The 18,756-nt window shown below is 55.7% G+C and carries 20 protein-coding genes and 3 tRNA genes; 11 read left to right on the forward strand and 12 right to left on the reverse strand.

Annotation, left to right across the window (positions count from 1 at the left end; all coding sequences use genetic code 11):
• Nucleotides 1-11: 11 nt before the first annotated feature.
• Nucleotides 12-869: an N-acetylmuramoyl-L-alanine amidase AmiA gene (gene amiA / locus BBA90_RS08400; protein WP_065648739.1), complete on the reverse strand. Its 858-nt coding sequence runs from the start codon at nucleotides 867-869 to the stop codon at nucleotides 12-14.
• A 209-nt stretch (nucleotides 870-1,078) separates the two neighbouring features.
• Between amiA and BBA90_RS08405 the strand changes: the two genes are divergently transcribed.
• The 7 genes from BBA90_RS08405 to cysM all read left to right on the forward strand — a co-directional run bounded on the left by BBA90_RS08405 (nucleotide 1,079) and on the right by cysM (nucleotide 7,154).
• Nucleotides 1,079-1,504: a GNAT family acetyltransferase gene (locus BBA90_RS08405; RefSeq protein ID WP_065648740.1), complete on the forward strand. Its 426-nt coding sequence runs from the start codon at nucleotides 1,079-1,081 to the stop codon at nucleotides 1,502-1,504.
• A 78-nt stretch (nucleotides 1,505-1,582) separates the two neighbouring features.
• On the forward strand, nucleotides 1,583-2,197 hold the full coding sequence (locus tag BBA90_RS08410) for an RpoE-regulated lipoprotein (protein WP_065648741.1): 615 nt from the start codon (nucleotides 1,583-1,585) through the stop codon (nucleotides 2,195-2,197).
• 203 nt (nucleotides 2,198-2,400) lie between these two features.
• Nucleotides 2,401-3,417, forward strand: a complete 1,017-nt coding sequence (locus BBA90_RS08415; protein WP_065648742.1) for a sulfate ABC transporter substrate-binding protein — start codon at nucleotides 2,401-2,403, stop codon at nucleotides 3,415-3,417.
• Nucleotides 3,417-4,250 carry a sulfate/thiosulfate ABC transporter permease CysT gene (cysT, locus tag BBA90_RS08420; protein WP_039379465.1) on the forward strand — a complete coding sequence of 278 codons (834 nt, stop codon included), beginning with the start codon at nucleotides 3,417-3,419 and terminating at the stop codon, nucleotides 4,248-4,250. The genes BBA90_RS08415 and cysT overlap by 1 nt, the downstream gene beginning before the upstream one ends.
• Nucleotides 4,250-5,122 (forward strand): sulfate/thiosulfate ABC transporter permease CysW, encoded by an 873-nt coding sequence (gene cysW / locus BBA90_RS08425; protein WP_065648743.1) that lies wholly within the window; start codon nucleotides 4,250-4,252, stop codon nucleotides 5,120-5,122. The genes cysT and cysW overlap by 1 nt, the downstream gene beginning before the upstream one ends.
• Nucleotides 5,112-6,200 carry a sulfate/thiosulfate ABC transporter ATP-binding protein CysA gene (gene cysA / locus BBA90_RS08430; RefSeq protein WP_065648744.1) on the forward strand — a complete coding sequence of 363 codons (1,089 nt, stop codon included), beginning with the start codon at nucleotides 5,112-5,114 and terminating at the stop codon, nucleotides 6,198-6,200. Before cysW ends, cysA begins: the two co-directional genes overlap by 11 nt.
• Nucleotides 6,201-6,272: 72 nt before the next feature.
• Nucleotides 6,273-7,154 carry a cysteine synthase CysM gene (cysM, locus tag BBA90_RS08435; protein WP_065648745.1) on the forward strand — a complete coding sequence of 294 codons (882 nt, stop codon included), beginning with the start codon at nucleotides 6,273-6,275 and terminating at the stop codon, nucleotides 7,152-7,154.
• Nucleotides 7,155-7,238: 84 nt separating this feature from the next.
• Here cysM and crr read toward each other — a convergent pair whose 3' ends face one another.
• The 6 genes from crr to cysZ all read right to left on the reverse strand — a co-directional run bounded on the left by crr (nucleotide 7,239) and on the right by cysZ (nucleotide 12,190).
• Entirely contained in the window at nucleotides 7,239-7,742 is a 504-nt protein-coding gene (gene crr / locus BBA90_RS08440) for a PTS glucose transporter subunit IIA (RefSeq protein ID WP_039379452.1), read from the reverse strand.
• A gap of 42 nt (nucleotides 7,743-7,784) precedes the next feature.
• Nucleotides 7,785-9,512 (reverse strand): phosphoenolpyruvate-protein phosphotransferase PtsI, encoded by a 1,728-nt coding sequence (gene ptsI / locus BBA90_RS08445; protein WP_065648746.1) that lies wholly within the window; start codon nucleotides 9,510-9,512, stop codon nucleotides 7,785-7,787.
• Nucleotides 9,513-9,669: 157 nt separating this feature from the next.
• Nucleotides 9,670-9,927 (reverse strand): phosphocarrier protein Hpr, encoded by a 258-nt coding sequence (gene ptsH, locus BBA90_RS08450; protein ID WP_007889063.1) that lies wholly within the window; start codon nucleotides 9,925-9,927, stop codon nucleotides 9,670-9,672.
• Between the two features lie 179 nt (nucleotides 9,928-10,106).
• The gene (locus BBA90_RS08455) at nucleotides 10,107-10,301 is read right to left on the reverse strand and encodes a hypothetical protein (RefSeq protein ID WP_065648747.1); all 195 of its coding nucleotides are present in this window, start codon (nucleotides 10,299-10,301) and stop codon (nucleotides 10,107-10,109) included.
• 16 nt (nucleotides 10,302-10,317) lie between these two features.
• Nucleotides 10,318-11,289 (reverse strand): cysteine synthase A, encoded by a 972-nt coding sequence (gene cysK, locus BBA90_RS08460; RefSeq protein WP_065648748.1) that lies wholly within the window; start codon nucleotides 11,287-11,289, stop codon nucleotides 10,318-10,320.
• A 142-nt stretch (nucleotides 11,290-11,431) separates the two neighbouring features.
• Nucleotides 11,432-12,190, reverse strand: a complete 759-nt coding sequence (gene cysZ / locus BBA90_RS08465; protein ID WP_039379442.1) for a sulfate transporter CysZ — start codon at nucleotides 12,188-12,190, stop codon at nucleotides 11,432-11,434.
• Nucleotides 12,191-12,407: 217 nt separating this feature from the next.
• On the opposite strand from cysZ, the gene zipA reads away from it, so the two are divergent.
• The 3 genes from zipA (at nucleotide 12,408) to BBA90_RS08480 (ending at nucleotide 15,763) form a co-directional block, all read left to right on the forward strand.
• Entirely contained in the window at nucleotides 12,408-13,418 is a 1,011-nt protein-coding gene (zipA, locus tag BBA90_RS08470) for a cell division protein ZipA (protein ID WP_065648749.1), read from the forward strand.
• A gap of 100 nt (nucleotides 13,419-13,518) precedes the next feature.
• The gene (gene ligA / locus BBA90_RS08475; protein WP_065648750.1) at nucleotides 13,519-15,537 is read left to right on the forward strand and encodes an NAD-dependent DNA ligase LigA; all 2,019 of its coding nucleotides are present in this window, start codon (nucleotides 13,519-13,521) and stop codon (nucleotides 15,535-15,537) included.
• 1 nt (nucleotide 15,538) lies between these two features.
• Nucleotides 15,539-15,763, forward strand: coding sequence for a DUF3820 family protein (locus BBA90_RS08480; RefSeq protein WP_065648751.1), 225 nt, complete (start codon nucleotides 15,539-15,541; stop codon nucleotides 15,761-15,763).
• A 22-nt stretch (nucleotides 15,764-15,785) separates the two neighbouring features.
• Here BBA90_RS08480 and BBA90_RS08485 read toward each other — a convergent pair whose 3' ends face one another.
• Complete coding sequence (locus BBA90_RS08485; RefSeq protein ID WP_065648752.1) at nucleotides 15,786-16,784, reverse strand: bile acid:sodium symporter family protein; 999 nt, start codon at nucleotides 16,782-16,784, stop codon at nucleotides 15,786-15,788.
• Nucleotides 16,785-16,883: 99 nt separating this feature from the next.
• On the opposite strand from BBA90_RS08485, the gene BBA90_RS08490 reads away from it, so the two are divergent.
• Nucleotides 16,884-17,804: a LysR family transcriptional regulator gene (locus BBA90_RS08490; protein WP_065648753.1), complete on the forward strand. Its 921-nt coding sequence runs from the start codon at nucleotides 16,884-16,886 to the stop codon at nucleotides 17,802-17,804.
• Here the strand turns inward: BBA90_RS08490 and BBA90_RS08495 are convergent.
• The 4 genes from BBA90_RS08495 to BBA90_RS08510 all read right to left on the reverse strand — a co-directional run bounded on the left by BBA90_RS08495 (nucleotide 17,801) and on the right by BBA90_RS08510 (nucleotide 18,718).
• A complete protein-coding gene (locus BBA90_RS08495) occupies nucleotides 17,801-18,136 on the reverse strand; it encodes a FlxA-like family protein (protein WP_065648754.1) in 336 nt (111 codons plus the stop codon). The two genes, BBA90_RS08490 and BBA90_RS08495, sit on opposite strands and share 4 nt — an antisense overlap.
• 312 nt (nucleotides 18,137-18,448) lie before the next feature.
• Nucleotides 18,449-18,524 (reverse strand) — tRNA-Lys (locus tag BBA90_RS08500).
• Between the two features lie 4 nt (nucleotides 18,525-18,528).
• A tRNA-Val gene (locus BBA90_RS08505) sits at nucleotides 18,529-18,604 on the reverse strand.
• Nucleotides 18,605-18,642: 38 nt separating this feature from the next.
• Nucleotides 18,643-18,718 (reverse strand) — tRNA-Val (locus BBA90_RS08510).
• Nucleotides 18,719-18,756 lie beyond the last annotated feature (38 nt).

Here is an 18,756-nt window from a genome sequence, read left to right on the forward strand (position 1 = left end):
ACAGCCCGGGATCATGCCTGGCGACGATCGTACTCAGCAAAATAGTTAACAATTCCGTCAGCGATGGCGGCAGCGATCTTATGGCGAAATGCGGCAGTGCCCAGCAGCTGCTCTTCATGCGGATTGGTAATGAACGAGGTTTCCACCAGTACGGAGGGAATGGAGGGCGACTTCAGCACCGCAAATGCGGCCTGCTCGGTATGCTGACTATGCAGGTGATGCACCGGGCGGATCTGATCCAGCACATGTTTACCCAGCGTCAGGCTGTTGCGAATGGTATCGGTCTGCACCAGATCAAACAGAATCTCATTCAGATAGTGATCTTTCTGCTGCACGGCGGCACCGCCAGCTTTATCCGCATCATTTTCACGCTGCGACAGATAGCGTGCCATCGCGCTGCTGGCACCCCGATTGGACAGGGCAAACACCGAGGCGCCGTTGGCATCCGGACTGGTAAAGCCGTCAGCGTGGACCGACATAAACAGGCTTGCGCCGTGCTGATGCGCAATCTCAACCCGCTGATAAAGCGGAATAAAGTGGTCACTGTCGCGCGTCAGCCGCACCTCAATGCGCGGATGCGACTGCAGCAGCGTACGCACGGTACTGGCAATCTCCAGCACGATATGTTTCTCCTCCGCGCCTTCCTGTCCGACCGCGCCGGAATCGATACCGCCATGGCCGGGGTCGATCATCACAATGCGCTTACCGCTGGCAGCAGGCCTGGTCGCGGCATGACGTGGCGCCCCCGTGACCTCTGCCCGTGTCTCTTTGGCCTGAACCGCGCGCGGCGAAAGAACGGCCAGCGCCAGTCCCGACAGAATCAGCTGGCGACGGTTAGTCAGGCGTGAAAGCAGTGAAATCTTTTTCATTTACAGGTCCCTGGCGGAGAAATCAGCCCAGTGTTATAGCGTAACCGTCGCTGTACAGCGACCCCGCAACCATTTCAGCGTATTACTTTGTATTGCACGGTGCTAACCCGGATTTAGCCGCTTTTTTCTGCCATTGCGGAGCAGGAGGGTTGCACCACGCAAAGAATGCGTGATAATCAGCGAATTATGCCGATCAGCAGGATACGTCGATGGAAATTCGCTCTTTCCGCCAGGAAGATTTTGATGAAGTAATCACGCTCTGGGAGCGTTGCGATCTGTTACGTCCGTGGAACGACCCGGAGCTGGATATCGAACGCAAAATGCATCATGACCCGGAACTGTTTCTGGTCGCTGAAGTGGGCGGCGAAGTGGTCGGCACGCTGATGGGGGGCTATGACGGCCACCGCGGTTCAGCCTATTATCTTGCCGTGCATCCGGACTATCAGGGACGTGGCTTTGCCAATGCGCTGATGAACCGGCTGGAGAAAAAACTGATTGCGCGCGGCTGTCCGAAAATTCATCTGATGGTGCGTGAAGAGAACGATCAGGTCGTCGCATTCTATGAAAAGCTCGACTATGAGCCCGTGGATGCGCTGCTGCTGGGCAAGCGGCTGATTGAAGATCGCGAATATTGATGGGGATCGGCCAGCTAAACTTTTTGCCATTACGCGACTCCAAGAGGCACGCGATAAAGTTGAAACCATGGAGTTAGCATGAAAGCTGTACGTTTTGCGGCGCTGGCGGCGGCGCTGGCCGTGTCAGGCTGCGCCACTACCGGCCAGGCACCGGCAGAGCACGAGAGCCACTGGTATAATCCGCTGACTTACCACTGGGCCGCGCTGAATCCGCTGAGCTGGTTTGGTGGTTCATTGCAGGTAACCGAGCAGGGTGTGGCAGGCCTTAATGGCAGCACCCTGATGAGCGAATCCGCTGTTTCGCAGGCGCTGAATAATGATTACCAGCTGCGGCAGGGCATGCGCAGTGAGCAGGGGCAGGTGGTTGAGTTCTGGCAGGCGCTGCAGGATGGCAACGTTAAACTGATCATCAGCGGCAAGCCCGCCGTTGAGCGTATTGAGGTGCTGGACACCGCGGCAGAGAGCAGCAGCGGCAATAAAATTGGTGACCGCTTCAGCGATACGTTTACCAAAGCATTCAGCAACTGCAAAATGGTCGCGGGCCTTGATGCGCATGACGTCGAGTGCCGGGCGCCGGGCAGTCAGCATATCTCTTACGTCTACAGCGGCAAGTGGCACGGCCCGGCGGGTCTGATGCCGTCAGATGACACGCTGAAAAGCTGGACGCTCAGTAAAATTGTCTGGCAGCGCTAACCCTGCCGGGGGCCGCTTTCAGGCGGCCCGCACCCGCCTGCGTATATTTCTGAAAACCGGCTTTTCTCTGCCGATCGCTTATGCCTTTTTCGACTTTTAAATCCCCAAAAGATATATAAAACCGTTACAGTTTTCCGCGAAGTTATAAATACACTGACAGCATCTACTGGCCCAGGCTGGATTTCTATTTATCAGGGTGCTGCATGACACTTCCGGTTTTGAAAACATGGCTCAGCGGCGTGGCGCTGTCACTGTCACTGGCAGCGGCGGCGCAGGCAACGGAGCTGCTGAACAGCTCTTATGATGTGTCACGCGAACTCTTTGTGGCGCTTAATGCACCGTTTGAACAGCAGTGGGACGCCGCGCACCCTGGCGATAAACTGACGATTAAGCAGTCTCACGCCGGCTCGTCCAAACAGGCGCTGGCCATCCTGCAGGGGCTGCGGGCAGATGTCGTAACCTACAACCAGGTTACTGATGTGCAGGTGCTCCATGATAAAGGCAACCTGATTGCCGCTGACTGGCAGAGCCGTCTGCCCAATAACAGCTCACCGTTCTACTCCACTATGGCGTTCCTGGTGCGCAAGGGTAATCCAAAGCAGATCCACGACTGGGCCGATCTGGCGCGCGACAACGTAAAGCTGATTTTCCCGAACCCGAAAACCTCCGGTAACGGTCGCTATACCTATCTTGCTGCCTGGGGCGCCGCGGAAAAAGCTGACGGCCAGGATCGCGCAAAAACCGAAGCCTATATGCAAAAGTTTTTGAAAAACGTTGAGGTGTTTGATACCGGCGGACGCGGCGCAACCACCACGTTTGCCGAACGCGGCCTGGGTGACGTCCTGATTAGCTTTGAGTCAGAAGTGAACAATATCCGTAATCAGTATGGCAAAGATGACTACGAAGTGATTGTGCCGCGCAACAACATTCTGGCGGAGTTTCCGGTTGCCTGGGTGGATAAAAATGTGGCGCATAACAACACCGCCGACGCAGCTAAAGCGTATCTGAACTATCTCTACACGCCAGCGGCCCAGGCAATCATCACGCGTTACTACTACCGCGTAAACAATCCGCAGCTGATGGCAGAACAGCAGGACCGCTTCCCGCAGACCACCTTGTTTAATGTCAAAGAAGCTTTTGGCGGCTGGGAGCAGGTGATGAAAACGCATTTCGCCAGCGGCGGCGAACTGGATAAATTACTGGCAGCGGGGCGGGGCTGATGTTTGCTACAGCACAAAAACGCGTCCTGCCGGGCTTTGGCCTGAGCCTCGGCACCAGCCTGCTGTTTACCTGTCTGATTCTGCTGCTGCCTATCAGCGCACTGCTGATGCAGCTGTCGCAGATGACGCTTGCGCAGTACTGGGCGGTGATCTCCAGCCCGCAGCTGGTAGCGGCTTATAAAGTGACGCTGCTGTCAGCCGGCGTGGCATCGCTGTTCAACGCGGTGTTTGGCATGCTGATGGCGTGGATCCTGACCCGCTATCGCTTTCCGGGCCGTACGCTGCTGGATGGCCTGATGGATCTGCCGTTTGCGCTGCCGACAGCGGTAGCGGGGCTGACGCTGGCCGGACTCTTTTCCGTTAACGGCTGGTATGGTCAGTGGCTGGCGCATTTTGATATCAAAGTCTCTTATACCTGGATTGGCATCGCGGTTGCGATGGCGTTCACCAGCATTCCGTTTGTGGTGCGTACCGTTCAGCCGGTACTGGAAGAGCTGGGCCCGGAATATGAGGAAGCCGCTGAAACGCTGGGTGCCACACCGTGGCAGAGCTTCCGTCGTGTGGTGCTGCCTGAGGTAGCCCCGGCGCTGCTGGCCGGAACGGCGCTTTCGTTTACCCGCAGCCTCGGGGAGTTTGGTGCAGTCATTTTTATCGCCGGCAACATTGCGTGGAAAACCGAAGTGACGTCACTGATGATTTTTGTTCGTCTGCAGGAGTTTGATTATCCGGCTGCCAGTGCTATCGCTTCGGTGATCCTTGCTGCCTCACTGCTGCTGCTGTTTGCCATTAATACGCTGCAGAGCCGCTTTGGCCGTCGCCTGGGAGGTCACTGATGGCGGAAATTTCTCACATCAATCGCGCTGAGCGTGAGCCTGTTAACTGGGGCAAATGGCTGCTGATTGGCACCGGCGCGCTGATATCGATACTGCTGCTGGTGGTACCGATGATCTCTATCTTCTGGGAAGCGCTGGCGCAGGGCGTAGGGCAGGCGTTCAGCAACCTGCAGGATGGCGACATGCTGCATGCAATCTGGCTGACGGTGCTGGTCGCCCTGATTACTGTCCCGGTAAACCTGGTGTTTGGTACGCTGCTGGCGTGGCTGGTTACCCGCTTTACCTTTCCGGGTCGGCAGCTGCTGCTGACGCTGTTTGATATTCCGTTTGCGGTGTCGCCGGTAGTCGCGGGGCTGATGTATCTGCTGTTCTGGGGCATTAACGGCCCGGCAGGCGGCTGGCTTGACGCACACAACATTCAGATTATGTTTTCCTGGCCCGGTATGGTGCTGGCCACCGTATTTGTCACCTGTCCGTTTGTGGTACGTGAGCTGGTGCCGGTGATGCTGAGCCAGGGGAGTAACGAAGATGAAGCTGCGGTGCTGCTTGGCGCATCCGGCTGGCAGATGTTTCGTCGCGTGACGCTGCCCAACATTCGCTGGGCGCTGCTCTACGGCGTAGTACTGACCAACGCGCGCGCCATCGGTGAGTTTGGTGCAGTGTCGGTGGTGTCAGGATCGATTCGCGGTGAGACCTATACCTTACCGCTTCAGGTTGAATTACTGCATCAGGATTACAACACCGTGGGCGCATTCACTGCCGCGGCGCTGCTGACCCTGATGGCAATTGTGACGCTGTTTCTGAAGAGCGTGGTGCAGTGGCGATTAGAGCATCAGCGGAAGCGCCAACAGGAGGAAAATCATGAGCATTGAGATCAAACAAATTAATAAAGCCTTTGGCCGCACCCCGGTGCTGAATGATATCTCTCTGGATATTCCTTCCGGCGAAATGGTGGCGCTGCTGGGGCCTTCCGGCTCGGGTAAAACCACCCTGCTGCGTATTATTGCCGGGCTGGAGCATCAGAACAGCGGACAAATTCATTTCCATGGCAAAGATGTCAGCCGCATTCATGCCCGCGATCGCCAGGTAGGCTTTGTCTTTCAGCACTACGCGCTGTTCCGCCACATGACGGTGTTTGACAATATCGCCTTTGGCCTGACAGTGCTGCCGCGCCGCGAGCGCCCCTCTGCAGGGGAGATCAAACAGCGCGTCACGCGTCTGCTGGAGATGGTGCAGCTGGCGCATCTGGCAAACCGCTTTCCGGCCCAGCTCTCCGGTGGACAGAAGCAGCGTGTGGCGCTGGCGCGTGCGCTGGCGGTAGAGCCGCAGATTCTGCTGCTGGATGAGCCCTTTGGCGCACTGGATGCGCAGGTGCGTAAAGAGCTGCGCCGCTGGCTGCGTCAGCTGCACGAAGAGCTGAAGTTTACCAGCGTGTTTGTTACGCACGATCAGGAAGAGGCGATGGAAGTCGCAGACAGCGTGGTCGTAATGAGCCAGGGGAATATTGAACAGACCGGTTCTCCGGACGAAGTGTGGCGTGAACCCGCTACCCGCTTTGTGCTGGAGTTTCTGGGCGAGGTCAATCGCTTTGAGGGCGAAGTACACGGCTCGCAGTTCCACGTCGCTGCACATCACTGGCCGCTGGGTTATACGCCAGCGCATCAGGGCGGCGTTGAACTCTTCCTGCGCCCGTGGGAAGTGGATGTCTCACGGCAGAGCAGCCTGGAGACGCCGCTGCCGGTACAGGTGCTGGAAATCAGTCCGCGCGGACACTTCTGGCAGCTGGTGGTACAGGCCTCAGGCTGGCATGAAGAGCCGTTTACCGTGGTCTTCGAAGGTGAGCAGGCGGCCCCGGTACGCGGTGAGCGTCTGTTTGTGGGGCTGCAGCAGGCCCGTCTCTATCAGGGGAATACCCCGCTGCGCCCGGTTGCCTTTGCCGAGAGCGCCTGATATTTTGACATCTCTTTCGGGCGGGACTTTCCCGCCCGTTTTTATTGCCTCTCTTGCGCCTGGAAAACGATCGTGACCACTCTGGAAAATACCATCGGCAATACGCCGCTGATCAGGCTGCAACGCCTGTCGCCCGACAATGGCAGCGAAGTCTGGCTGAAGCTGGAGGGGAATAACCCGGCCGGCTCAGTAAAAGATCGCGCGGCCTGGTCGATGATTCATCAGGCTGAGCTGCGCGGTGAAATCAGGCCCGGCGACAGGCTGATTGAAGCCACCAGCGGCAACACCGGTATTGCGCTGGCGATGATCGCCGCGCTCAAAGGGTACAGGCTGCGGCTGCTGATGCCGGAGAACATGAGTCAGGAGCGACAGGATGCGATGCGCGCTTACGGGGCCGAACTGGTGCTGGTAACGCGTGAACAGGGCATGGAAGGCGCACGCGATCTGGCGCAGGCGATGGCCGATCGCGGCGAAGGCCGGGTGCTCGATCAGTTTAACAATCCCGATAATCCGCTGGGCCACTATCTCACCACTGCTCCGGAAATCTGGCAGCAGACCGGCGGGCGCCTGACGCACTTTGTCTCCAGCATGGGCACGACCGGCACCATCAGCGGCGTGGGCCGTTTTCTGAAAGAGCACGCGCCGGCGGTCAAAGTCATTGGCCTGCAGCCGCAGGAAGGCAGCGCCATACCCGGTATTCGTCGCTGGCCTGAAGCCTATCTGCCTGGCATCTGGCGCCCTGAGGTGGTAGACGAGATCATGGATATGGGGCAGCAGGAAGCGGAAGAGACGATGCGTGCGCTGGCGCAGCGTGAAGGGCTGTTCTGCGGCGTGAGTTCCGGCGGCGCCGTGGCGGGGGCGCTGCGCATCGCCCGGGCGCAGCCCGGCAGCGTGATAGTGGCGATCGTCTGCGATCGGGGCGATCGTTATCTCTCCACCGGTGTCTTTCACTGACAGTATCTGCCCGCTGCGTTTTTCGCGTCCGGGAAACAAAAACGGCACCCGATGGGTGCCGTTTTCAGAGAGGGCTAACGTCCGTTACTTTTTAATACGAATAACCGGCGTTTCGCCAACCGTCACCTGACCTGAAAGCTTGGTCAGATCTTTGATCTCATCCATATTCGAGATCACAACCGGTGTCAGCGTGGATTTCGCTTTCTCTTCCAGCAGCGGCAGATCGAATTCGATCACAACGTCGCCTTTTTTCACTTTCTGACCTTCTTCGGCAATACGTTTAAAGCCTTCACCTTTCAGCTCTACTGTATCGATACCGAAGTGGACAAACAGCTCGATGCCGTTGTCTGATTCAATGGAAAACGCGTGGTTAGTTTCAAAAATCTTGCCGATAGTCCCATCAACCGGTGCAACCATTTTGTTGCCAGTCGGTTTGATTGCGATCCCATCACCCACGATTTTCTCAGCAAACACGACATCAGGTACGTCTTCAATATTGACAATTTCGCCTGACAGAGGCGCAACAATATCGATAGTCCCTGACGCGCTTTCTGATTTTTCGCCAAAAAGTTTAGAAAACAAACCCATGATCTTCTCCTAAGCAGTAATTTGGGGCCAGCATCACGTGGATCAGCAGAGCGTTTTTTCTTTAATGAATTTGTTGACCAGATTCATCAAATCTTCCGCTGTGGGTTGAGCCAGAGCCTGCTCTGCCAGAGCCTTAGCATCTTCGTAATTGGTATTACGAATGATTTTCTTGATGCTTGGGATCGAAATGGCACTCATGCTGAATTCGTCCAGCCCCATTCCCAGTAACAGTAGTGTAGCACGTTCATCACCAGCCAGCTCACCACACATGCCGGTCCATTTCCCTTCGGCATGTGATGCGTCGATCACTTGCTTAATGAGGCCAAGCACAGATGGCGTCATTGGGTTATAGAGGTGTGAAATCAAATCATTACCACGATCGACCGCCAGAGTATACTGCGTCAGGTCATTTGTCCCAATACTAAAGAAGTCGACTTCTTTCGCCAGGTGACGGGCGATAACGGCTGAAGCCGGGGTTTCTACCATGATGCCCACTTCAATGGACTCATCAAAGGCTTTACCCTCTTCGCGCAGCTGCGCTTTCAGGGTCTCCAGCTCTGCTTTCAGGAAACGCACTTCTTCAACCGAGATAATCATCGGGAACATGATGCGCAGTTTACCGAAAGAGGAGGCGCGCAGAATGGCACGCAGCTGGGCATGCAGGATCTCTTTACGATCCATTGCGATACGGATCGCACGCCAGCCCAGGAACGGGTTCTCTTCTTTAGGCAGGTTCATGTACGGCAAATCTTTATCGCCGCCGATGTCCATAGTACGTACGATAACAGCCTGTGAACCCACGGCTTCTGCGACTGCTTTATACGCCTGGAACTGCTCTTCTTCTGAAGGCAGTGAATCGCGGTCCATAAACAGGAATTCGGTACGATACAGCCCTACGCCTTCTGCACCATTACGCTCTGCACCCGCCACGTCGCGCACGGTACCGATGTTGGCGCAGACTTCAACCTGATGACCGTCCAGCGTAATAGCGGGCAGATCTTTCAGCTTGGCCAGTTCATGTTTTTCAGAAAGGTATTGGGTCTGAATCGCTTTAAGCTCTTCCTGTTCCGCTTCAGTCGGATTGACATAAATTTTATTGTTTACGCCATCCAGAATCAGGAAATCACCGTTTTTAACGGTGGTGGTCACGCTGCCGGTGCCGACAATCGCAGGCAGCTCCAGTGAGCGCGCCATGATTGAGGTGTGCGAGGTACGTCCACCCAGATCGGTGATAAAGCCCAGCACCTTTTTCAGGTTGAGCTGTGCGGTCTCAGACGGGGTAAGATCTTTTGCTACCAGAATCGCTTCTTCAGCAATCGAGCTGAGATCGACCATGTGCAGACCAAGAATGTTCTGCAGCAGGCGTTTACCGATGTCACGTACGTCAGCAGCGCGCTCTTTCAGATACTCGTCATCGAGCTCTTCCAGCGCTTTAGCCTGGCCTTCAACCACAGAGTGAGCCGCAGCGTCAGCGGTGACATGATCCTTTTTAATCAGGTCGATGATTTCCTGCTCAAGCTCTTCGTCTTCCAGCAGCATGATATGACCTTCGAAGATCGCCGCTTTCTCTTCACCGAAGGTCTCACCGGCTTTGACGCAGATCGCCTGAAGCTGTTCTGCTGCTTTGCTACGTCCATCAAGGAAGCGCTGAACCTCCTGATCAACCTGGTCATCTGTAATCTTTTTACGGTTGATGACGATCTCATCTTCTTTCAGCAGCAGTGCCTTGCCGAAAGCGATACCCGGTGATGCTAAAATGCCTGAAATCATAACCCTACCTTTTTATCACGATGGCTCGTTGACCCGATGCATTGCCATTGTCGTGGAGCAGTACTCTAGTGAAGCGATATCGCGGACAGGTTGTCCGCGATCAAGATAGTTGCACTCAATGGGGCAAAGGAGTCGATTTAGTGGTGACCGCGCGAGTTTACTCGAGCTCAGCCATCAGCTTGACCAGATGTTCAACCGCCTGCTGCTCATCTTCACCTTCAGCAGAGAGCGTAACAACCGTTCCCTGAGTCAGACCCAGCGTCTGCAGCTTAAACAGGCTTTTTGCGCTGGCAGATTTGCCATTAGAGGTAACAGTGATTTCTGACTGGAACGCTTTGGCTTCTTTGACGAACTGTGCAGCGGGACGCGTGTGCAGACCGTTTGGTGCAGTAATGGTAACTTCTTGCTGGAACATGCTATTTCCCCAACTTTTTCAGGTTTGGTGTTATGGATCTAAAGTCTAGCCTGGAGCCGTAACTTTAGCCTGTATAGGTGCGCTGGTATGGCATCATGCTGACCAAAAAGGGCGCTTTGATGAATAAGCCATCTTAGCAATGACGGATCAACAACTGCGTTTGTTCGTCATCGGGTTAATTATGCCGTGATTCGCCATTTCGCCAAATCAGTAAATCGATTCAGCTTGATCCACTTCAAGGGCAGATTAATTTCAGGCACCGAAATAATTGGCAGCTTAAATACCAGAGCGACATCACTGAAATCAATCTGCCCGGTGATGAAAGTGAGATCTGCGCCACAAAAAAGCACCCAGAGGGGTGCTTTTTTCGACACTTTAGGACTTTGACGCTTACTGCTGCAGCTCTTTTTCCGTGAACAGATCGGCAAACAGTGCGGTACTGAGATAGCGCTCGCCGGAAGAGGGCAGAATCACCACAATATTCTTATTGGCGAAAGCTTCATCTTCCTGCAGCTTCAGCGCTGCCGCGACGGCCGCACCCGATGAGATACCGGCAAGAATACCTTCCTCTTCCATCAGCTGACGTGCGGTGTTGATCGCTTCATCATTGGTGATAGCGATAACCCGATCAACCAGCTGCAGGTCAAGGTTACCGGGAATAAAGCCTGCGCCGATGCCCTGAATTTTGTGCGGACCCGGTTTGATCTCTTCACCCGCCATCGCCTGCGCGATAACCGGCGAGTCGGTGGGTTCTACCGCCACGGTAATCAGCTCTTTTTTACCTTTGGTATTCTTGATATAACGGCTTACGCCGGTCAGCGTACCACCGGTGCCGACGCCGGCGATAAAGACATCGACTTCACCATCGGTATCTTCCCAGATTTCCGGGCCGGTGGTTTTTTCATGAATTTCCGGGTTGGCCGGATTGCTGAACTGCTGCAGCAGAACATACTTATCCGGATCGCTGGCGACAATCTCTTCCGCTTTTGCAATCGCGCCTTTCATGCCTTTCGGCCCTTCGGTCAGCACCAGATTGGCACCCAGCGCTTTCAGCAACTTGCGGCGCTCAATTGACATCGTCTCTGGCATGGTCAGCGTCAGTTTGTAACCACGCGCGGCGGCGACGTAAGCCAGCGCGATACCCGTGTTACCACTGGTTGGCTCAACCAGCTCTACGCCAGGCTTCAGAATTCCGCGTTTTTCTGCATCCCAAATCATATTGGCACCGATACGGCACTTGATGCTGAAGCTCGGGTTACGCGACTCGACCTTCGCCAGAATACGTCCGTTACCGATGCGGTTCAGTCGAACCAGCGGCGTATGACCAATTGTCAGCGAGTTGTCTTCGTAGATCTTACTCATTGCCCGTCCTTAACTGTATGAAATATTGGGAACCCTTTGAGGATACCTGTTCTGTCCCCGCGCGGAAGGAAAGAAATAGTATATCTATATAGCCCCTGACCATAAGCCGTGCGGAAAAAAGCATAAGCCTGAATTTTCTCTGTTAATGACGAGCTAAATCAGCACGATAGCGATCGACCCACATTGCGGTAGCGCCGCATACGGCGACCGGCATAATCACCAGATTCAAAATGGGTATCATGGTAAACAGGCTGACCATCGCTCCAAACTGCATATTGGCGACTTTATGCCGCCGCAGGGCGGTGCGCATATGCGGAAAGCTGACCTTATGGTTGTCAAAGGGGTAGTCGCAGTACTGAACGGAAAGCATCCATGCGCTGAACAGAAACCACAGCACCGGCGCCACTATCTGGCCAAAGCCCGGAATAAAATAGAGCAGCAGCAGGCCAAGCGCGCGTGGCAGGTAGTAACCCAGTTTTTGCAGTTCACGTTTCATGATGCGCGGCAAATCTTTAAGCAGACCCATCCAGCCGCTGTCAGGCAGCGGCCTGCCGGTGAGTTGTCCCTCCAGCTGTTCAGCCAGCAGGCCGCAAAAAGGCGCGGCAATCAGATTGGCGAGCGTGGAAAAAAAGTAGCCAAACACCAGCACAATTGAGATCACTGACAGCGGCCAGATAAGGTAACTCAGCCACTGCAGCCAGTCAGGCACGTGTGAAAGCAGCTGCGGGATCCACTCGCCCAGCCGCCGGAACAGCCAGTAAAACGCGCCGCCCAGCAGCAGCACATTCACCAGCAGCGGCACAATGACATAGCGACGAATTCCTCGCATATGCACCAGGTTCCAGCCGCGGGCAAAGTAGTGAAGACCATTAAATGATGAGACTGAATTCTCTGCAGGCATAACAAGCCTTTCTCCTGTAAGTAGCGGCATCAACATCATACCCTGGCTTTTTCCGGTGAGCTGGCCTGCTTTGTGCGAAAAAACAGCGAAAAAGCGTCGGCTGGGTATCTTATTTGTCAGAAAATAGTGCGCAGACTTGCACTTGTGTAGCAGGGCAAATACAGTTAGAGGATAAAGTTTGCCGTGGTGGCAAGGTATTGGAACAACAGAGAATACAATGATGCAGGATTTGCGTCTGATATTAATCGTTGTTGGCGCGATCGCCATAATAGCGCTGCTTCTTCACGGACTGTGGACCAGTCGTAAAGAGCGTTCGTCTGTATTTCGCGATCGCCCGCACAAACGTCTCAAACAGCGCGATGACGCGGATGACGATCTGCTGAGTGATGAAGAGGATGGCGTGGGTGAAGTGCGCGTGCATCGTCAGCATGACGACAGTGATGCACCTGTATTCACCGCGCCGCCAGCAAAACCGGCTGCACCGCGTGCGCCGGAGCCGGCACGCCAGCCTTTTGCACAACATGAAACCCCGCTGACGGGCGACCCGCTGCTGGACAGCAAGCCTGCGCCGCAACAGCCTGTTTCTCCGGAGCCTGTGCCACAACCTGTTCCACAGCAGCCTGCGCCGCAGCCGGTAGTGAAACCGCAGCCTGCACCGGTACAGCCCGATCCGCTCCTGGATAACGAACCGCACCCGGCAATACAGCCTGTGCCGGAATTCACCCCCGCACCTGAGCCTGAAGCAGTACATGAGCCTGAGGCGGCGCCAGCGCCACAGGAAACGGCATCGCAGCCTGCTGCTCCGGGCAGTAAAAAAGAGACGGTTCTGGTTCTGCACGTGGCCGCTCATGCAGGCGGGGCGCTGAATGGTGAAGCGCTGCTGCAGGGCGTATTACAGGCAGGTTTCCAGTTTGGCGAGATGAATATTTTCCATCGTCATCTGAGCCCGGCCGGCAGCGGTCCTGTTCTGTTCAGCCTGGCTAACATGGTGAAACCGGGATCTTTTAACCCTGACACAATGGGTGATTTTACCACGCCAGGCGTCTCTATGTTTATGATGGTGCCATCCTACGGCGATGCGCATCAGAACTTTAAACTGATGCTGCAGTCAGCCCAGCGTATTGCTGATGACGTCGGCGGTGTGGTGCTCGATGATGAGCGCCGTATGATGACGCCGCAGAAGCTTGAGACTTACAAAGCCCGCATTCGCGAGGTTACGGGCGGCTAACCGCTACGGCAGTATCACATGTTCACGCCCGCAACCTGCAGCGTGAAACAGAGTCATTATCAACCCCCGCCAGCCGGGGGTTTTTTATCGGATAAACGCTATGAAATCAGTTCAGGAGCAGATCGCCGCGCTCAGTACTACGCTGCGTCATCATGAGTATCTCTACCACGTGATGGATGCGCCGGAAGTCCCGGATGCTGAATATGACCGGCTGATGAATCAGCTGCGCGAGCTGGAGAGCGCGCACCCGGATCTGATTACGCCCGACTCACCTACCCAGCGGGTCGGCGCATCCCCCCTGACCGCTTTTGAGCAGGTGCGGCATGAAGTTCCGATGCTGTCGCTGGACAATACGTTTGATGAAGCGGGGTTCCGCGCCTTTAACAAACGCGTGCAGGATCGGCTTAAGAGCTGCGAGGAGCTGACCTACTGCTGTGAACTCAAGCTGGACGGTCTGGCGGTGAGCCTGCTGTATGAAAACGGTTTACTGGTGCGGGCCGCCACCCGCGGTGATGGCACCACCGGCGAAAATATCACGGCTAACGTGCGCACCGTCCGGGCGATTCCGCTGCGGCTGCAGGGCGATAATATCCCGGCGCGGCTGGAAGTGCGTGGTGAAGTGTTTATGACTGAAAGCGGTTTTGAAAAGCTCAATGAAGAAGCGCGACGTACCGGTGGTAAAGTCTTTGCGAATCCGCGCAACGCAGCAGCCGGCTCGCTGCGTCAGCTCGATCCCCGTATCACTGCCAGACGCCCGCTGACTTTCTTCTGCTACGGTTTTGGTCTGCTGGAGGGCGGCGAAATGCCGGCCAGCCACTGGGCACGCCTGCAGCAGTTCAAAGCCTGGGGTTTACCGGTCAGTGAGCGTATCAAGCTGGTTCATACCGCTGATGAAGCGCTGGCGTTTTATCATCATATTGAGCAGGAACGACCGGCACTCGGTTTTGATATTGATGGCGTGGTAATTAAAGTCGATTCACAGGCGCTGCAGGAGCGGCTCGGTTTTGTGGCGCGCGCGCCGCGCTGGGCGATCGCTTTTAAATTCCCGGCACAGGAGCAGCTCACCGTAGTGCGCGACGTTGAGTTTCAGGTTGGACGCACCGGTGCCATTACGCCGGTCGCGCGCCTGGAGCCGGTGCAGGTTGCAGGCGTGATAGTGAGTAATGCCACCCTGCACAACGCTGATGAGATCGCCCGCCTCGGCCTGCGCATCGGCGACCGCGTAGCGATTCGCCGCGCCGGTGATGTGATCCCGCAGGTGGTCAGCGTTGTGGAGTCTGATCGACCGGCTGACGCCCGTGAAATTGTGTTTCCGCAGCACTGCCCGGTATGCGGCTCTGACGTGGAGCGGGTAGAGGGTGAAGCGGTGACGCGCTGTACCGGAGGGCTGATCTGCGGTGCCCAGCGTAAAGAGGCACTGAAGCATTTTGTCTCGCGCCGCGCCATGGATGTGGATGGCATGGGTGATAAAATCATCGATCAGCTGGTTGAGAAAGAGTATGTGAAAACGCCTGCCGATCTGTTTCGCCTGACGGCAGGCAAACTGACCGGGCTGGATCGCATGGGGCCAAAATCGGCGCAAAACGTGGTGGCCGCGCTGGAGAAAGCAAAGCTGACCACGCTGCCGCGGTTCCTGTATGCGCTGGGGATCCGCGAGGTGGGTGAAGCCACGGCGGCTAACCTCGCCCGTCACTTTGGCGAGCTGGAGCGGGTGATGAATGCCGATCTCGACGCGCTGATTGCGGTGCCGGATGTGGGTAAGGTTGTGGCCGCCCACGTACGCAATTTTATGGAAGAAGAGAGCAATCGTGAGGTGATCCGCGAGCTGACAGAAGAGATAGGTGTTCACTGGCCTGCGGTCGCGGTGATCAAAGCTGAAGAGATCGACAGTCCGTTTGCCGGTAAAACGGTAGTGCTTACCGGCTCTCTGTCGCAGATGAACCGCGATGATGCGAAAGCGCGTCTCGCCGCGCTGGGTGCTAAAGTCAGCGGCAGCGTATCAAAGAAAACCGATCTGCTGATCGCTGGCGAAGCGGCGGGCTCCAAGCTGGCAAAGGCGCAGGAGCTGGGTATTCCGGTCATCGACGAAGCGGAGATGATCCGCCTGCTGGACGTGTAAGATGGATAAACAGCAGCTGCTGGCCATCGCCAGCACGGTGATGCCATTTGGTAAATATCAGGGGCGGCTGCTGATCGATCTGCCGGAAGCGTATCTGCTCTGGTTTGCACGTAAAAACGCGTTCCCGGCAGGTACGCTGGGTGAGCTGATGCAGCTTACGCTGGCCATTAAAATTGAGGGTTTGCAGGGACTGGTCACACCGCTCAGGCGAACCCCAAATAAATAAGCCCGCTTGCGCGGGCTTTTTATTACGATTTCTGCGCTTCTGGCTGCTGCGCCAGCTGCTTTTCATTCCCTGCTTTATAGCGCTGAGCAATGAACGAACAGATCATCAGCTGTACCTGATGAAAGATCATCAGCGGCAGGACAATAATACCCACCGCGCTGGCCGGGAAAAGAATGTTCGCCATCGGCACACCGTTCGCGAGGCTCTTTTTTGAACCGCAAAACAGCACCACGATTTCATCAGCCCGGCTGAAACCAAACAGTCGTGAAGCACCGATATTGATTGCCAGAGCAATCAGCAGCAGCAGCAGGCTGCCCGCCAGGATCCACAGCAGGGTATCCACACCGACGCGATGCCAGATGCCATTCACAACCGCTTCGCTGAATGCGGAGTAGACAACCAGCAGAATTGAGGTTTGATCGGTTTTGCCAATCAGGCTGCGATGCTTTTCCACCCAGCCGCCAATCCAGCGGCGGGAGAGGTGACCAATAACAAACGGCACCAGCAGCTGCATCATAATCTTACCAATCTGCTCCAGACCGTTGCTCGGTGCCGCACTGTGGACGTTCATCACCAGATTGACCAGTAAGGGAGAGATGAACACGCCCAGCAGGCTGGACGCTGACGCAGCACAGACCGCAGCCGCGACATTGCCGCCCGCCATAGAGGTAAAGGCAATAGATGACTGCACGGTGGCAGGCAGAATGCAGAGGTAGAGAAAGCCGGTATAAATTTCAGGCCCGACATTAACCGGGTGCCACCAGACCAGCAGCAGTCCCAGCGCCGGAAAAATCACAAACGTACTGCACATAATCCACAGGTGCAGACGCCAGTGGCTGCTGCCGGCAATAATCTTTTCACGCGACAGTTTGGCACCGTGCATGAAGAAGAGCAGGGCGATAGCGGCCGTAGTGAGGTATTCGAAGAAGTCGACAAAACCGCCGCGCGCCGGCAGAAAGCTGGCCAGCAGCACGGTAATGATGAGTTTAATCATCATGGGATCGAGTCGTAAAAAGCCCATTGTTAATGTCCGGTTAAAAGAAAAAGTCTGGCAGAGATTGTGCGTCAGGTACGTTTAGAAATAAAATTGATTTATTGCATTAATATATGAGCATAATCGATGAATTATACGTTACGTCAGCTGCGAACCTTTGTCGCGGTTGCCCGTCAGAGAAGCTTCAGTCAGGCGGGACAGCTGATAGGGTTAAGTCAGTCGGCGGTCAGCCACAGTGTGAAAGAGCTGGAGGCGGAAATAGGCGTGCGCCTGCTGGACCGGACAACGCGTGAGGTACTGCTGACCGGGGCAGGGCAGCAGCTGGCAACCCGGCTGACGCGCCTGCTGGAAGAGCTGAATACTACGCTGCTGGATGTACGCAGTTACGGCGAGCAGCGCAGCGGCACCGTGCGGGTCGCAGCCAGCCAGACGCCGTCTGCGCATCTGATGCCGCAATGTCTGGCCAGCACGCAGCAGCACTATCCCGATATCCGCGTGATCCTGCACGACAGGGTGCAGCAGGCGGTGCTGCAAAGCGTGCGCAATGCAGAAGTTGATTTTGGCATTGTGATTGGCCCACTGGGTGACGCAGAGTTTGATGCCGAAGAGATCCTGCAGGAGCCTTTTCTGCTGCTGTGTCACCAGAATGACGCGCTGGCGCAAACAGAGACAGTGACCTGGGCGATGCTGACAGATCGCAATATGGTATTGCAGGATTATGCATCAGGCAGCCGGATGCTGGTTGATGCGATATTGCAGCAGCTGGCAATCGGCGTGAATGTCGTACAGGAGATTGGTCATCCGGCTACGCTCTACCCGATGGTGGAAGCGGGCATCGGCATCAGTATTTTACCGGCCCTGGCGCTGCCGCTGCCTTCAGGACGTAAACTGGTGGTACGCCGGCTTTATCCGGAGATGAACCGTAGCCTGATGCTGATCAAACGTAAAAACCGTTCGCTTACGCCAGCTGCTGAAGCGGTCTGGCAGGAGGTGCGCCAGCAGGCAGCGCTGCTGACGCACAATCGCTCACTCTACCCGGCGTTTTAGATATAGACGTCGAGCTGATTGTCTTGCGTTGGCCGGTTGATGCCGTCGGCTCTGGCACTGGCCGGCTGTTCAGTTTGCTGCTGCTGCTCTGCTTTTTCCGCTTCGCGTTGCTGGATCTGAGCAATCTGTGCATACAGCATCTGAATCTGGCTCTCCAGCATCTGCTGCTGTTCTGATTTTTGCTCCTGCGTCAGCGTGTGATCGTCTGCCAGAGATTTAAGCTGGCTGGTAATCGCGGCGATCTGTTTATTAATCCCGGCAATCTCGGAGGCTGCTCCGCCCCCGCTGCTGCCACCTGTTCCGATGCTGCTGATACCTGATATTGCTGTCATGATTTTCTCCTTGCCATAGACCCTGAAGGTTATCGGCAGCAGCAGCAAAGGCTTCAGGTGTGCCGCCCGGATGTTGAGGCCGCGCTGATTTCAGGGCCGCATGAATGCGGCCCCTGCGTATCATGAAACCGCAGGGGCGGCATTAATGCCGCCCTGGGTCGGGTATATCGCATAAAACAGGGCCGCATTAATGCCGCCCCTGCAGGTGCGATCAGCGTGGTTTGTTTGCAGGGGCGTCATTAATGGCGCCCGGATGCTGATGACGCCCGAAAGAAACAAAAAAAGCGCCCATAGGGCGCTTTTTTCTGAATTTGGTGGGTCGTGCAGGATTCGAACCTGCGACCAATTGATTAAAAGTCAACTGCTCTACCAACTGAGCTAACGACCCGAAGTGGTGGGTGATGACGGGTTCGAACCGCCGACCCCCTCCTTGTAAGGGAGATGCTCTACCAACTGAGCTAATCACCCACTTCGGTACTTCTTTAACAGGCTGCCTGACTAAGATATGGTGGGTGATGACGGGTTCGAACCGCCGACCCCCTCCTTGTAAGGGAGATGCTCTACCAACTGAGCTAATCACCCATATCTTATCTCTTACTACCTGTTCACTGCGGGCCACC

The sequence above is a fragment of the Pantoea eucrina genome (assembly GCF_001691555.1).
GTDB lineage: Bacteria > Pseudomonadota > Gammaproteobacteria > Enterobacterales > Enterobacteriaceae > Pantoea > Pantoea borealis.